Genomic DNA, 12,582 nt, shown 5'->3' with positions numbered 1-12,582 from the left:
GCACTGAAATTACGCACGAATCGGCGTAATTAAGCACACTCGTCAGACGTGCGGGATCGGCGGAATTCGCCGGTAGCGTGATAACCATGCAGCTCTCGCACTTCACCGATATCGGCTTGCGCACCATCATGCGGCTCGCGGTGGAGGACGAGAACAATTCCCGGGTCACCACAAAACTGATCGCGCGACAGGTCGGCGCATCGGAAAAGCATGTGGCCAAATCCGTTTCGCGCTTGGTCGAGCTGGGCCTCGTCGAGGCGCACCGCGGACGGTCCGGCGGATTGTTCATCACCGCGGCCGGGCGCGCGGTGTCGGTCGGTGCGCTCGTCCGGGAATTGGAAGGCGACCGCGACGTGGTGGAGTGCGGAGAACCTGATCCGTGTCCGTTGGTCGGCGCGTGCAAGCTGCGTCGAATTCTCGCCGACGCCAAGAAAGCCTTCTATACCGAACTCGACCGCTATTCGATAGAGGAATTGGTCACCTCGCAGGCGACCGGGTTGCTGCATTTACTCGTCCGCTCCACGGCGGGCGTCACCCCTGAGATGAAGGAAGTTTCATGAACCTGGACAGCGTTGTCCGCGCCGAACCGGAACTCGAACCGCGGCACGCCGAGGTCGTCCGCGCGACCCTGCCGCTGGTGGCGGCGAACATCGATCGCATCACGACCGTGTTCTACCGCACCATGTTCGGCGCGCACCCGCAGCTGCTGCGCGACACGTTCAACCGGGGCAATCAGGCACAGGGCAGTCAGCAGCGGGCGCTGGCCGCGTCCATCGCCACCTTCGCCGCCTACCTGGTCGACCCCGCGCTGCCGCACCCGGCCACGATGCTGTCGCGCATCGCGCACAAGCACGCCTCGCTCGGGGTGACTCCGCAGCAGTACCGGATCGTGCACGAGAATCTGTTCGCGGCCATCGTGGAAGTGCTCGGCGCCGACGTGGTCGACGACGCGGTCGCGGCGGCGTGGGATCGGGTCTATTGGATGATGGCCGACACGCTCATGGACCAGGAGAAAGGGCTCTACGCCGAGGCGGGTGTGGATTCCGGCGATGTGTTCCGGGATGCCCGCGTCGTGACCCGCCGGGACGACCCCTCCGGCGTCGCGGTCTTCACCGTCGAATCCGCGGACCCGAGCGTGGAGCTGCCGGGATTCGCGCCCGGCCAGTACGTTTCGGTCGGTGTGCGGCTGCCCGACGGTGCGCGCCAGTTGCGTCAGTACACCCTGGTGGGCAGGCCGCGCGACGGCGCGTTGTCGTTCGCCGTCAAGCGGGTCGACGCGGCCGGCGGTTGCCCCGAGGGCGAGGTGTCCTCCTGGCTGCACGAGCACCTACGCCCTGGCGATCCGCTGCAGGTCACCCTTCCGTTCGGTGACGTCGTCCTCGATACCGCGGCGCAGACGCCAATGGTGCTGATCTCCGCGGGCATCGGTGTGACCCCGACGATCGGCGTTCTGGATTATCTCGCCGCCCATGCTCCATGCCGTCGCACGCTGATCGTGCACGCCGACCGCGCGCCGCGCACCCACCCGCTGCGCGATCGGCTCTCGGAGCTCACCGCCCGGCTCGAGCAGGCCGAGGTCGAGATCTGGTACGAGGAACAGACCGCGGGCGCTCGGCACGGCCGGGCCGACCTCTCGGTGCTGGCCATGCCGGAGGACGCCGACGTCTATGTCTGCGGCCCGACCGGGTTCCTGCGCGATATGCGACGCCAACTGCGCGCCCTCGACATCCCCGACGCCCGCGTGCACATCGAGCAGTTCACGCCCGGCGACGCGGGCGCTCCCGAGCGAGTGGCACGATAGTGCTATGGCGCGACTCGACTATCAGGCTCTCAACTCCACCATTCGCTACCTGATGTTCTCGGTCTTCCAGGTGCAGCCAGGAGTGCTGGGCGAGGACCGGGACGCGGCGACCAAGGAGGCCACGGCGTTCTTCGACGGTCTGGCCGACCGCGAGGTCGTGGTCCGCGGCGTCTACGACGTGGCCGGGATGCGCGCCGACGCCGACTTCATGATCTGGACGCACGCCGAGCGCGTCGAGGACCTGCAAGCCGCCTACGCCGACTTCCGCCGCACCACCGAACTGGGCCGGGCCAGTGCGCCGGTCTGGAGCAACGTGGCGCTGCACCGTCCCGCCGAGTTCAACAAGAGCCACATTCCGGCGTTCCTGGCCGGTGAGGAGCCGGGCGCCTACATCTGCGTGTACCCGTTCGTCCGGTCCTACGAGTGGTACCTGCTGCCCGACGACGAGCGCCGCCGGATGCTGGCCGAGCACGGTAAGGCGGCGCGCGGCTACCCGGATGTGCGGGCGAACACGGTCAGTTCGTTCGCGCTCGGCGACTACGAGTGGATCCTGGCCTTCGAGGCGCCGGAATTGCACCGGATCGTGGATTTGATGCGCGACCTGCGGGCCACCGACGCCCGCAGGCACGTGCGCGAAGAGATCCCGTTCTTCACCGGTCCTCGCGTGGAGATCGAGAAGCTGATCGCCGCCCTGCCCTGACGCGTCCCGCCTCGGCGCAGGCAAACGCTTGCCCAGAGTTTTCGGGGCATGCGCCCAGCGCCGGGGCTTCGTACGCTGCCGGTGAGCGTCGGGCTGGTTACTCCGCTGCGCTGTCCGAGGGGTGCAGTCGCAGGGCGATGGAGTTGATGCAGTAGCGCTTGTCGGTGGGCGTGTTGTACCCCTCGCCCTCGAACACGTGGCCGAGGTGGCTGTGGCAATTCGCGCACAGCACTTCGACCCGGTGCATGCCGAGCGAGTCGTCCGAGCGGAGGATCACCGCGTCGGACGCCGCCGGATCGAAGAACGACGGCCAGCCGCAGTGCGAGTCGAACTTCTCGGTGCTGCGGAACAGTTCGGTGCCGCAGGCCCGGCACACGTAGACGCCTTCGGTCTTGGTGTCGGTGTACTCGCCGGTGAACGGCCGCTCGGTGGCGGCCTCGCGCAGCACCGCGTACTCCTCGGGGTTCAGCTTCGATCGCCATTCCTGCGGCGAGAGCTGGATGCGCGGCGCGGGCAGGGACGTATCGGCTTCGGAACTCATGGCTCCACGCTAATACGATTCTGCTCCGCGGGCGCCGGACCGTTCTGCGGTCCGGGGGTTCCGGCCGGGACGGCCGCGGGGACCGGCGGCTGCGGTTCTTCACCGCGCGGGTCCGGTGCGGAACTCATCCACGCGGGATCGATCCCGAACGGCAGCCTGCCCGCCCGCCGTGCGGCCAGATAGCGGTCGCCCAGCACGCAGAACACGACGATGAGCAGCAGGCCCCAGCCGAAGGTGATGCGCAGGTACTCCAGGTTGCGACCGATGTGCTGCCAGCGATCCGACAGCCACTTGTCGTAGCTCATGAACCCGAAGATCGCCAGCCAGGCCGGCCAGTTGCGCAACACCGAATTGCGCAGCACCACGGTCATAAGGAAGGGGAACAGCATCATCGAGTAGTACATCTGCCCCAGCGAGCTGAGCAGGAAAAAGGCCGTCAGCAGCACACCGGAGGCGGTGCAGACGAAGAACAGTTCGTCCTCGCGGTAGTAGCGATACAGCAACCACAGCGAGATCAGCACGAGCACGCCGAGGACCATGCGCATGCCCCAGGTCAACCACGGTGGCAGTCCGTAGTACTCGCCGTTGCCGACGATCGCGCTGTTGAAGTAGTCGCGGGATTCGAAGAGGTAGGGCAGGGTGCGGGTGATGAACTTCTCCGGGTCCTTCACCAGCGGCCAGGCGATCGCGTTCATCGCCAGCGGCACGCCGAGCGCCGTCACGAACACCTTCCACTGCCTCCGCGCGAGCGCGATCAACAGCAAGGGAGCCAGCGTCGGTTTGACCGCGATACTCAATCCGAGCGCGGCGCCCGCCCACAGGTCGCGTCGTTTCAGCAGCAGGTGGATGAAGATCAGCTCCGCCAGCAGCACGCAGCCGTTGACGTTGGTGAACACCAGCGTGTTGATCACGGTCTCGGAGGAGAACATCGCCAGCAACAGCGCGGGCGCGGCGACCGAGTTCAGCGTGTACCGGAACAGCCGCAGCAGCAGATACCAGGCGATGAGGATCGCGATCGCGTTCAGGGCGATGAACAGCCAGCGCGACTTCTCGTAGTCGATCGCCGCGATCGGCGCGATCAGCAGGGTGCCGCTGGGCGGGTACAGGTAGTGCGGGTCCACCGAGTCGAAGTTGGCGGTGTAGACCGGCCGTCCGTTCAGGAAGTCGAAGGACGCCTGGTAAACCGGCTTGTAGTCGTCGGTGATGAAGCCGTTGACAGCCTTGATGAAAACCCGGTTCAGCACGGTCATGACCGCAAGGGGCCAGAGTGCGAACTTGATCACCTCGGCGGTGGTGCGAGCGGTCCGGGGCTCGAGCTGTCGAAGGAACACTGGGGCACGGTACACCGGACGGGTTACCGGTGGTTGGCCGGACCTGCCCGGCGCGCCGCTCGAGCGGCTCTTCCCGCCGGGCTACGCCGGGCAGGCGGTACCGTCTGCGGGAAGTTTGCCATCCTTCAGATAGTCGAGCACCGCCCGCTGCGCGCAGCCGGAATGCGTGGACACCGGATGCCCGAAGCCCTGCCACGACACCGCCGCGTGCCTGGCGCCCGCCGAACCGATCGCGCCGGTCACCGACGACTGACCGCCGTTGCCGACAACCGGATCGGCGACCCCGCCCAGCACGAGCACCGGAATACCCAGCTTTTCCGGCAGCGCGGGCGCAGCCGACACCGGCCAGGCCGCGCATTCCATCAGCGCGATGGCCGCGGCTTTGCCGAAGACGGGGTACTTGCCCGCCCATGTGCCCGCGAGCTCGTTGGCTTTGTCCGGCGTTGGCGGCAGCTGCGTATCGGTGCACCGGTTGACGAACTGGCCGTCGCTCTCGGTGGCCGCGGCCTCCCGGGTGATCAGGGTGTTCAGCGGTCCTCGGTCGCCGCGTCCGGCCGCGGCCAGCGCGTCGGACAGCTCGGTGACCCGGGTGGCCTGGTCGGCGCGCGGGCTGCCGAGGAAGCCCGACACCGCGGTCAGCAACGCGTTCGCCGAGATGTCGCCCAATTCGCCGGTCGCGGCCCGGTTCACCAGATCGGTGACGGCGGCGCGCGGATCGGCCCCCAGCGAGCACCCGACGCCGACACAGCGCTGCGCGAACGCCGTCAGCGCGGCCTCGGCGCCCTGCACGGCCTGTTCGGCGCGGGTGACGGCATCGGTGCCGACCGGCTCGGGGGAGTCGAGCACGAGCCGGGCGACGTGGTCGCCGTACTTGCGGGCGTAACTGAGCGCGACCTTCGCGCCGTTGCCCGTGCCGAGCAGCGCGATGTGGTCCACCTGCCACTGCCTGCGCAACTGCTCGATGTCGTCGGCGGCGTGCGGCGCGTCGAAGGTGCCTTCGTAGGGCTGCAGGAAGTCGCGGCAGGCGATGGTGCCGTCCTGGCTCAGCTTCGTCATCCGCGCCACCGCGTCGCCCGCGCCGGGCCCGGACTGGGCGTTGTCGGCCAGGCCGCGGCGGATCTCCGGCGGCAGGCAGTCGATCGGCTGCGAGCTGCCGATGCCGCGCCGGTCCACCGCGACGATCGGTCGCGCGGCCAGCAGTGCCGAGGCCGGGCCTGCGGCCAGCCCGGCCAGGGTGGCGGACGAGGAGCGATCCGAACCCGAGGTGAGCACCAGCGGCGGCGCGTCGGCCGGGGTCTGCGCCAGCCTGGCCCGCAACGCGCCGGCGCGGAAGCTGCCAAGCACCGCGCCCGTCGAGTCGATCGGGGTGGAGTATTCGGCGCAGTCGAGCACCAGCCCGGCCGGCGCTGGGCCGAGTCCGAGCTGATCCAACGTGGGCTGGGTGCACTCGCGCCAGCTGAGGTCGGTTCTGGGCAGCTCGGCGTTCGGCGGGGGAGCGGGCGCGGCGGAGGTGGTCGCGGTGCCCGCGACCGGAGGACGCTGCACCGCGACGCCGGGACGATCCGACGGTCCCGCGCCGCAACCTGCGGTCACGATCGAGAGGGTGGCGGCAAGCACGGCGGCCCGAGTCCAGCGCATTGCTACAGCCTGCCAGGTTCGGGCGGTTCTTTCATCGACGGGCCCACCGGGTGAGCATCGTGCCGTCGTCGTCCAGCAGCACGTGCGCGCGCGTCATGCGGACGCGGAACTCGTGCGCGGACAGCGAGATTCGCCGCGCCGCGCCGCCGACCAGCAGCGGCGCCGTGGTCAGGCACAGCTCGTCGACCACGTCGGCCTCCAGCAGTTCGCCGAACAGGTGCGGGCCGCCCTCGGTGAGCACCCGCAGCAGGCCGCGCTCGGTGAGCACCCGCAGCAGGCCCGCCGGTGTCACCGCGATGTCACCCGCTTCGATCACCTCGGCGCCCGCGTCCGCCAATCGCTGCTTGCGGTCGGCGGGCGCGGTGGCCGTGGTGATGATCAGCGGCGGCACCCGGGTATCGGTGAACAGACGCGCGCCGGGGTCGATCGCCGCGCTCGCGGTCACCACGGCGATCGGCGGCGGCGCGCCGTCGGGATGCCCGCCGATCCCGCGCTCGTGGAACGCGCGGCGCCGCGCCGGGTCGGTGCGCGCCCCGCCGTAGTTCTCCGCGCGCGCCGTGCCCGCGCCGACCACGATCACCTCCGCCAGTTCGCGCAGCAACATGAACACCGTCCGGTCGGCGGGCGTGCCGAGCCCTTCGGTCAGGTTGCCGCTGGTGGCGGCGCCGTCGATGCTGGAGACGAAATTGGCGCGGACATAAGGCGCGTCGAGCGCGGCGGGGAACGCGTACATTCCCGCGAGGTCGTCCGGGCCGAGCGCTGTGAGCTGGATCGCATTCTGGCTACGCTGCATGAAATCAGATCTCACCACGTCTTTAGGCTTCGTCCATGCAAGAACGCCTCGTCGATCGTCACCCGGAGGTCCCGGCCGATCAGCTCGTCGCCCAGATGGTGCCGCCGCCCATGTTCGACGAGGTGAGCTTCGCCTCCTACATCCCCGATCCGAAGGAACCGAGCCAGGCGGCCGCGGTGAGCAAGGCCGAGGAGTTCGCCGGGCAGGTCGCCAAGATCAGCAAGGCCGCGCGCAAGAAGAGCCTGTTCGGCAAGAAGAAGCAGGTCAGCGGCGCGGGCCTGTACCTGGACGGCGGGTTCGGCGTGGGCAAGACCCACCTGCTGGCCTCGATCTTCCACAGCTCGCCCGCGCCCAAGTCGTTCGGCACGTTCGGCGAGCTGACCAACCTGGTCGGCGCGCTCGGCTTCGCCAACGCCCTGGAACGGCTGTCGGGCAACAGCGTGCTGTGCATCGACGAGTTCGAACTCGACGATCCCGGCGACACCATGCTGGTCTCGCGCCTGCTGACCGAGCTGTCGGCGGCCGGTGTCTCGATCGCGGCCACGTCGAACACGTTGCCGGGGCAGCTCGGGGAAGGACGTTTCGCGGCACAGGATTTCATGCGCGAGATCAAGAAGCTGGGCGCCATCTTCGAGGCGGTGCGCGTGGACGGTCCCGACTACCGCCACCGCGACCTGCCGCCTGCGCCGGAGCCGACCGCCCCCGAGGTGCTGGCCGAACGGGCGGCGAGCACGCCGGGTTCCACGCTCGACGAGTTCGACGCGCTGCTGAAGCACCTCAGCACCCTGCATCCGTCGAAGTACGGCGCGCTCATCTCCGGGGTGTCGTCGGTGTTCGTCTCCGGCGTTCATCCGGTCACCGATCAGGCCGTGGCGCTGCGCATCGTGGTGCTGGCCGACCGGCTCTACGACGCGAGCGTGCCGGTGACGGTATCCGGCGCGAAGCTCGACGAGATCTTCTCCGCCGAGATGCTCGAGGGCGGCTACCGCAAGAAGTACCTGCGCGCCATCTCCCGTTTGCTCGCGCTGTCGCGATTCGAGGTCGCGGCCTGACCAAGGCCGATCCGGTCTACGAGTAAGCAAGCCGTGCAGTCCCGATGACAGGAGCAGCCGAATGGCCACTCGTTTCCGCGCCCCGGTCGCGATGGCGGCCGGCCTGGCGGTCGCCTTCGGGCCGGTATCCGCCATCGCGCAGGCCGACCCGCCCGCGGCCGTCGTCGCCGATCCCTCCCTGCACTTGCAAGGGGTGCAGAACGCCAGGGACATCGGCGGGTATCGCACGACCGACGGCAGGACCGTGCGCACCGGTCTCGTGTATCGGACCGGGCAGCTGAACAACGCGACGCCGGAGGATCTGGCCGCGCTGACCGACCGCCGGGTGCGGTCCGTGCACGACCTGCGCACGGTCTACGAACGCGCGCTCGGGCCGGATCGGGTCCCCGCGGGCGCGACGGCGCACTGGGCCGACGTGATCGGCCAGGCTTCGCCGGAGGTCGTCGCCACCACCCTCACCGGAGGCGACGGGCTCTACCGGGCGTTCATCACCGCACCGGGCGCCGACGAGGCGTTCGCTTCCGTGCTGCGCGACATCATCGGCGCCGACGGCGCGGTGCTGTTCCACTGCACCGCGGGCAAGGACCGCACCGGCTGGACGGCCGCGGTGCTGCTCACGCTGCTCGGCGTCGATCGAGCCACGGTCACCGAGGACTATCTGCTGTCCAACCGTTTTCGCCACGCGAGCGAGCACGACCCGCTCAACGGCGTCCAGGGAGCCTGGCTCGACGCCGCCTTCGACCAGGTCGACCGGAGCTACGGAAGTTTCGACGCCTATGTCCGGGACGGCCTGGGGCTCACCGACGGCGATATCGCCGCCTTGCGGGCACGCCTGCTGGGCTGAGCGCGGCGTCCGCACCGAATGTCCGCTTCGGCGGTCCGGGGCCGCGCCGTGCATTACGATCCCGGCATGGCGAAGTTTGAGACATGGGACGGCCTGGAACTCAATTACCGGGTGTGGGAGGGCGAGGGCGTCCCGGTCGTCCTGCAGCACGGGGTGGTCGCGGACACCAACGCGAACTGGATGAGCACCGGGGTGGTCGCCGCCTTGCAGGCCGCCGGGCACACCGTGGTGTCGCTGGACGCGCGCGGCCACGGTCGTTCCGGCAAGCCGCACGACCCGGCGAAGTACTCGTGGCAGGCCATGGCGCGCGATGTGCGCGCGCTCTACGACGAGCTGGGTTTCGAGGAAGTCGTGCAGGTGGGGTACTCGATGGGCGGGGTGATCTCGCTGCTGGTGGCCGCCGCCGACCAGCGGGTGCGTCGGCTGGCCGTCGGCGGCATCGGATCGGGGGTGCTGGACTGCGGCGGCGTCGATCGCCGCGTGATCGACCTACCCGATCTGCAGGCCGCGATGACCGGAGACGGCGCGGGAGCGTCGCCGACCGCGAAGATGTTCCGGGTGCTCGCCGACGCGGTCCATGCCGACGTGGCTGCCATCCACGCCGTGGCGACCGGCCTGGACGATCGTCCCATCGAGACGCTGGCGGACATCACCGTGCCCGCGCTGGTGCTGGCCGGCGAGGACGACCCCTTCGCCGCCGAACCGGAGCGACTCGCCGCCGCCCTGCCGAACGGCGCGCTCGCCGTCGTGCCGGGCGATCACCTGATGGCGGTGGTGAATCCGGCGTTCCACACCGCGCTCGTCGACTTCCTGCGCTAGAAGACCAGGCGCAGCACGTAGTCGTGATGCACCTGGTTGCCGACGGTGAACGTCCGGGTGCCGACCTCGGTGAAGCCGTGTTTGGCGTAGAAGCGCCGAGCGCGGACGTTCTCCTGGTTGACCCCCAGCCAGACGCCCTGACAGCCCGCGGCGCGCGCCCGGTCCAGCGCGGCGTTCATCAGTGCGGTGGACACTCCGCTGCCGTGCCGGCCGGGCAAAACGTACATCTTGCTGATCTCCGCCATCGGGCTCGGCTCGGCCGGCTCTACCGGCGCAGGGACGCCCGTGACCAGCATCGCGTAGCCGACGATGTCGCCGTCCACGACCGCCTTGAGCACGATCCGGTCCGGATCGCTCAGGTATTCGCCGAACCGCTCGCTCGACAGCATCTCGCCGATGAAGATTTCGATGTCGTCGGGCGTCGCCCCGGGCGGGCACGCGAGCGGAAAGGTTGCCGCCGCGACGTCACTGAGCGCTTCCGCGTCCCAGAGCCCGGCCCGCTCGACGATGACTGGGAGGTCGCTCATGGCTCCATCAGAGCATACGAGCGACGGAGAATGTCATGCTCCGCATGCCGAGGACTTCGCGCGGACGCCGACGGCGGAACTCGCGCAGGCGTCACCAGCGGATCGATCCGAAAGGCCGACACGGTCTTCAATCGGATGTAAATATGCTTCTCATGCTTCGGAACATGGTTATCTACTTCGTCGCACGGGCGGGGCGCGCTCCCGGTGCGTCTCGGCGGAGGATCGGCGTGCGCGCCATCGCGGCTGCTGTCGCGACAGCCTCCACGCTCGCGTCTAGCGCGGGCACGGCAGGGGCGGACGAACAGGCGGCATCGTCCGACCCCGTCGCCTCCGCCGGCTGCGCGGCGCCCGCCGCCGGACCGGGGCGATCGACCCTGCGATTCGCCGCCGGAGACAGAGCGGGCACGTACATCCAAGACCTCCCCGTCACCGAGACGGGGAGGCCGATACCCGTGGTGTTCGATCTGCACGGTTACCTCGAGCCGGCGGAACTCGAGCGGGCCGGCAGCGGGATCAGTTCGCTCGGCGCCGCCGAGCGCTTCGTGACGATCACCCCGCAGCTCGAGCAACCGGGCTTGCCCCGGTGGGATTTCGGCGAGGGCAGCGCCGACATCGCCTATCTGTCCGACCTGATCTCGCACGTCGAGTCTTCGCTGTGCGTCGACCGGCGCCGGATCTACGTCACCGGCCTGTCGATGGGCGCCTTCACCACGTCCTCGCTGGCATGTCAGCTGTCGGACCGGATCGCGGCGATAGCCCCGGTGGCCGGCCTGCAGGATTTCCCGTGGTGCCGCACCGAACGTCCCGTGCCCGTGATCGCCTTCCACGGCACCGCGGACCCGATCATCGCCTACACCGGCGGCGCGGGGCCGAACGCTCGGTTCCTGCCGTCCCCGGACGGCTCGGGTTCGGTGGTGCAGCCGGACGCAGGTACCGGCCGACCGGTGATCCAGGGGCCGGGCCCGGAGAGCATCCCGGCGCAGGCGGCGGCCTGGGCGCGCCGCAACGGTTGCGCTGGCGAGCCGGTGCAGCGGCAGATCGCTGCCGACGTGACGCTGTCGAGCTACCCGTGCCCGGCCACGGGCGCCGTCGAGTTCTACTCGATCATCGACGGTGGGCACACCTGGCCCGGCAATCCGTCCGTGGTATCGCCCGCGCCTCTGGTCGGCGCCACCACAACCTCCATCAGCGCCGACCGGATCATGTGGGAGTTCTTCCTGGCCCATCCGCTGGACGGACCTCTCCGCTGATCGCCGTGCCGGGACACCGACCGCAACGGGCGATGCCGGGCGTGACCTACCCGTCGGCGGGGCCGAACTCCGTCGGCTGCTTCTGTGGACGGAGTGAGGCGGGCGCGCTCGCGACCCGATGGGAGCGGAAGACGTGGGAGAGCGCGATCAGGGCTCCGGCGAAGAGCAGCGGGACCACGAAGCCCACACGGTGCCCGGCGCTCGCCGCGACCACGCCGACCACACCGCCGCCGAGCAGCGTCCCCGCGTAGTTGAACAGGTTGAGACGGGCGATGAGCGCGTCCAGTTCCCGTCCGGTCGCGAGTTGTCCGGCCGCGCTGAAACACAGCGGCGCGATCACGGGCAGGCCCGCGCCCGCGACCAGGAAGCCGGCGATCGCGACCGCCGGACTCGGCGCGACCACCACCAGCGCCAGGCCGAGGACGCCCGTGCCCGCCGCCGCCCGCACCACACCACGCGGACCGAAACGGCGCACCAGCGAATCACCGGCCATCCGAGCGGCCAGCGACGCCCCCTGGTAGGCGGCGTAGGCGAGCGCCGCGGTCGCCGAACCGGCGAGCAGGTCGTCGGTGAGGTACAGGGCCGACCAGTTGCCCACCGCGAGGTCGACGGCGAAGACGAACGCCATCGCGATCCCGATCCCGAGATACGCGCGCAGCGCGACGATGGAGCCGGGCGCGGTGGTCTCGGCGGGACCGGTCTCCGCGTCCCGCACGCCGAGCAGCCCACGTCCGAGCGCCCAGCCGAGCAGCAACACGATCGCCGCGGCCGCGAGCAGCGATTCGCGCAGCGTCACCTCCAGCGCCTCACACCCGGAGACGAACAGTGCCCCGGCTATCGTTCCGGCGCTCCACACGGCATAGAACGACGACAGGATGAACGTCCCGTACCCGTGCTGGATGAAGACCGCCTGCATGTTGGTGCTCGCGTCCACGATGCCGACCGCGATCCCATAGCAGCCGAGCGCGGCCACCAGCAGCGGCGTGTCCGGCGCGAACGCCGCCGCCGAGCCGGTGACGGCCACGAGCAGCAGCCCGATCCGCACCGCCGCGCGGCTGGACCAGCGCAGCGCCAGCCGTTCCGCCAGGACGCTGCCGCCACCGGCCAGCAACGAGATCAGCACCACCGAGACCGCGATCATCCCGTCCGAGAGCCCGAAACGCTGCTTCTGCTGAGGCAATTCGGTCAGCACGACGGCGAGGAAGAAACCCTGTGCGCCGAACGCGAACGAGTTGGCGATCCGGGCACGCCGCAGGACCGGCGCGATCGAACTCATCGGTGCAGGG

13 protein-coding genes are annotated in these 12,582 nt (G+C 69.7%); 7 read left to right on the top strand and 6 right to left on the bottom strand.

What is annotated here, in order from left to right:
- Positions 1-86 precede the first annotated feature (86 nt).
- From ACH49X_RS03535 to hemQ, 3 genes are read left to right on the top strand one after another with little or no spacing between them, the layout of a single operon-like run.
- Entirely contained in the window at positions 87-560 is a 474-nt protein-coding gene (locus ACH49X_RS03535) for an Rrf2 family transcriptional regulator (protein WP_195082240.1), read from the top strand.
- Positions 557-1,801 carry a globin domain-containing protein gene (locus tag ACH49X_RS03530; RefSeq protein WP_357206753.1) on the top strand — a complete coding sequence of 415 codons (1,245 nt, stop codon included), beginning with the start codon at positions 557-559 and terminating at the stop codon, positions 1,799-1,801. Before ACH49X_RS03535 ends, ACH49X_RS03530 begins: the two co-directional genes overlap by 4 nt.
- A gap of 4 nt (positions 1,802-1,805) precedes the next feature.
- The gene (gene hemQ, locus ACH49X_RS03525; protein WP_195082242.1) at positions 1,806-2,501 is read left to right on the top strand and encodes a hydrogen peroxide-dependent heme synthase; all 696 of its coding nucleotides are present in this window, start codon (positions 1,806-1,808) and stop codon (positions 2,499-2,501) included.
- A gap of 97 nt (positions 2,502-2,598) precedes the next feature.
- Here hemQ and msrB read toward each other — a convergent pair whose 3' ends face one another.
- The 4 genes from msrB to ACH49X_RS03505 form a co-directional block, all read right to left on the bottom strand.
- Positions 2,599-3,042 carry a peptide-methionine (R)-S-oxide reductase MsrB gene (gene msrB / locus ACH49X_RS03520; protein WP_195082243.1) on the bottom strand — a complete coding sequence of 148 codons (444 nt, stop codon included), beginning with the start codon at positions 3,040-3,042 and terminating at the stop codon, positions 2,599-2,601.
- Positions 3,039-4,373: a glycosyltransferase family 87 protein gene (locus tag ACH49X_RS03515; protein ID WP_357206751.1), complete on the bottom strand. Its 1,335-nt coding sequence runs from the start codon at positions 4,371-4,373 to the stop codon at positions 3,039-3,041. Before ACH49X_RS03515 ends, msrB begins: the two co-directional genes overlap by 4 nt.
- Positions 4,374-4,454: 81 nt before the next feature.
- Positions 4,455-6,011, bottom strand: a complete 1,557-nt coding sequence (locus tag ACH49X_RS03510) for an alpha/beta hydrolase (RefSeq protein ID WP_195082244.1) — start codon at positions 6,009-6,011, stop codon at positions 4,455-4,457.
- A 31-nt stretch (positions 6,012-6,042) separates the two neighbouring features.
- Positions 6,043-6,822, bottom strand: a complete 780-nt coding sequence (locus ACH49X_RS03505) for a pyrimidine reductase family protein (protein WP_323124424.1) — start codon at positions 6,820-6,822, stop codon at positions 6,043-6,045.
- 17 nt (positions 6,823-6,839) lie between these two features.
- Here ACH49X_RS03505 and zapE point away from each other — a divergent pair, with 17 nt between their 5' ends.
- The 3 genes from zapE (at position 6,840) to ACH49X_RS03490 (ending at position 9,519) form a co-directional block, all read left to right on the top strand.
- The gene (zapE, locus tag ACH49X_RS03500; protein WP_195082245.1) at positions 6,840-7,856 is read left to right on the top strand and encodes a cell division protein ZapE; all 1,017 of its coding nucleotides are present in this window, start codon (positions 6,840-6,842) and stop codon (positions 7,854-7,856) included.
- 61 nt (positions 7,857-7,917) lie between these two features.
- The gene (locus ACH49X_RS03495) at positions 7,918-8,700 is read left to right on the top strand and encodes a tyrosine-protein phosphatase (RefSeq protein WP_357107955.1); all 783 of its coding nucleotides are present in this window, start codon (positions 7,918-7,920) and stop codon (positions 8,698-8,700) included.
- Between the two features lie 66 nt (positions 8,701-8,766).
- The gene (locus ACH49X_RS03490) at positions 8,767-9,519 is read left to right on the top strand and encodes an alpha/beta fold hydrolase (RefSeq protein WP_195082247.1); all 753 of its coding nucleotides are present in this window, start codon (positions 8,767-8,769) and stop codon (positions 9,517-9,519) included.
- Here the strand turns inward: ACH49X_RS03490 and ACH49X_RS03485 are convergent.
- A complete protein-coding gene (locus tag ACH49X_RS03485) occupies positions 9,516-10,046 on the bottom strand; it encodes a GNAT family N-acetyltransferase (protein WP_357107952.1) in 531 nt (176 codons plus the stop codon). The two genes, ACH49X_RS03490 and ACH49X_RS03485, sit on opposite strands and share 4 nt — an antisense overlap.
- Before the next feature lie 164 nt (positions 10,047-10,210).
- On the opposite strand from ACH49X_RS03485, the gene ACH49X_RS03480 reads away from it, so the two are divergent.
- Entirely contained in the window at positions 10,211-11,296 is a 1,086-nt protein-coding gene (locus tag ACH49X_RS03480) for a hypothetical protein (protein WP_357107949.1), read from the top strand.
- A gap of 46 nt (positions 11,297-11,342) precedes the next feature.
- On the opposite strand, the gene ACH49X_RS03475 is transcribed toward ACH49X_RS03480, so the two are convergent.
- Positions 11,343-12,572, bottom strand: a complete 1,230-nt coding sequence (locus tag ACH49X_RS03475) for an MFS transporter (RefSeq protein ID WP_357107946.1) — start codon at positions 12,570-12,572, stop codon at positions 11,343-11,345.
- Between the last annotated feature and the right edge of the window lie 10 nt (positions 12,573-12,582).

The sequence above is a fragment of the Nocardia sp. NPDC019323 genome (assembly GCF_044389845.1).
In the GTDB taxonomy this organism is placed as follows: Bacteria; Actinomycetota; Actinomycetes; order Mycobacteriales; family Mycobacteriaceae; genus Nocardia; species Nocardia implantans.
The sequence above is the reverse complement of the archived record's forward strand: the minus strand, read 5'-3'. Positions and strand labels throughout refer to the sequence as shown.

What these genes read in the sequence shown, in the direction of transcription:
- hemQ (WP_195082242.1), top strand. Translation starts at nt 1,806, where the DNA reads ATGGCGCGACTCGACTATCAGGCTCTCAACTCCACCATTCGCTACCTG.
- ACH49X_RS03510 (WP_195082244.1), bottom strand. Translation starts at nt 6,011, where the DNA reads ATGCGCTGGACTCGGGCCGCCGTGCTTGCCGCCACCCTCTCGATCGTG.
- ACH49X_RS03490 (WP_195082247.1), top strand. Translation starts at nt 8,767, where the DNA reads ATGGCGAAGTTTGAGACATGGGACGGCCTGGAACTCAATTACCGGGTG.
- zapE (WP_195082245.1), top strand. Translation starts at nt 6,840, where the DNA reads ATGCAAGAACGCCTCGTCGATCGTCACCCGGAGGTCCCGGCCGATCAG.
- ACH49X_RS03535 (WP_195082240.1), top strand. Translation starts at nt 87, where the DNA reads ATGCAGCTCTCGCACTTCACCGATATCGGCTTGCGCACCATCATGCGG.
- ACH49X_RS03495 (WP_357107955.1), top strand. Translation starts at nt 7,918, where the DNA reads ATGGCCACTCGTTTCCGCGCCCCGGTCGCGATGGCGGCCGGCCTGGCG.
- ACH49X_RS03475 (WP_357107946.1), bottom strand. Translation starts at nt 12,572, where the DNA reads ATGAGTTCGATCGCGCCGGTCCTGCGGCGTGCCCGGATCGCCAACTCG.
- ACH49X_RS03480 (WP_357107949.1), top strand. Translation starts at nt 10,211, where the DNA reads ATGGTTATCTACTTCGTCGCACGGGCGGGGCGCGCTCCCGGTGCGTCT.
- msrB (WP_195082243.1), bottom strand. Translation starts at nt 3,042, where the DNA reads ATGAGTTCCGAAGCCGATACGTCCCTGCCCGCGCCGCGCATCCAGCTC.
- ACH49X_RS03530 (WP_357206753.1), top strand. Translation starts at nt 557, where the DNA reads ATGAACCTGGACAGCGTTGTCCGCGCCGAACCGGAACTCGAACCGCGG.
- ACH49X_RS03485 (WP_357107952.1), bottom strand. Translation starts at nt 10,046, where the DNA reads ATGAGCGACCTCCCAGTCATCGTCGAGCGGGCCGGGCTCTGGGACGCG.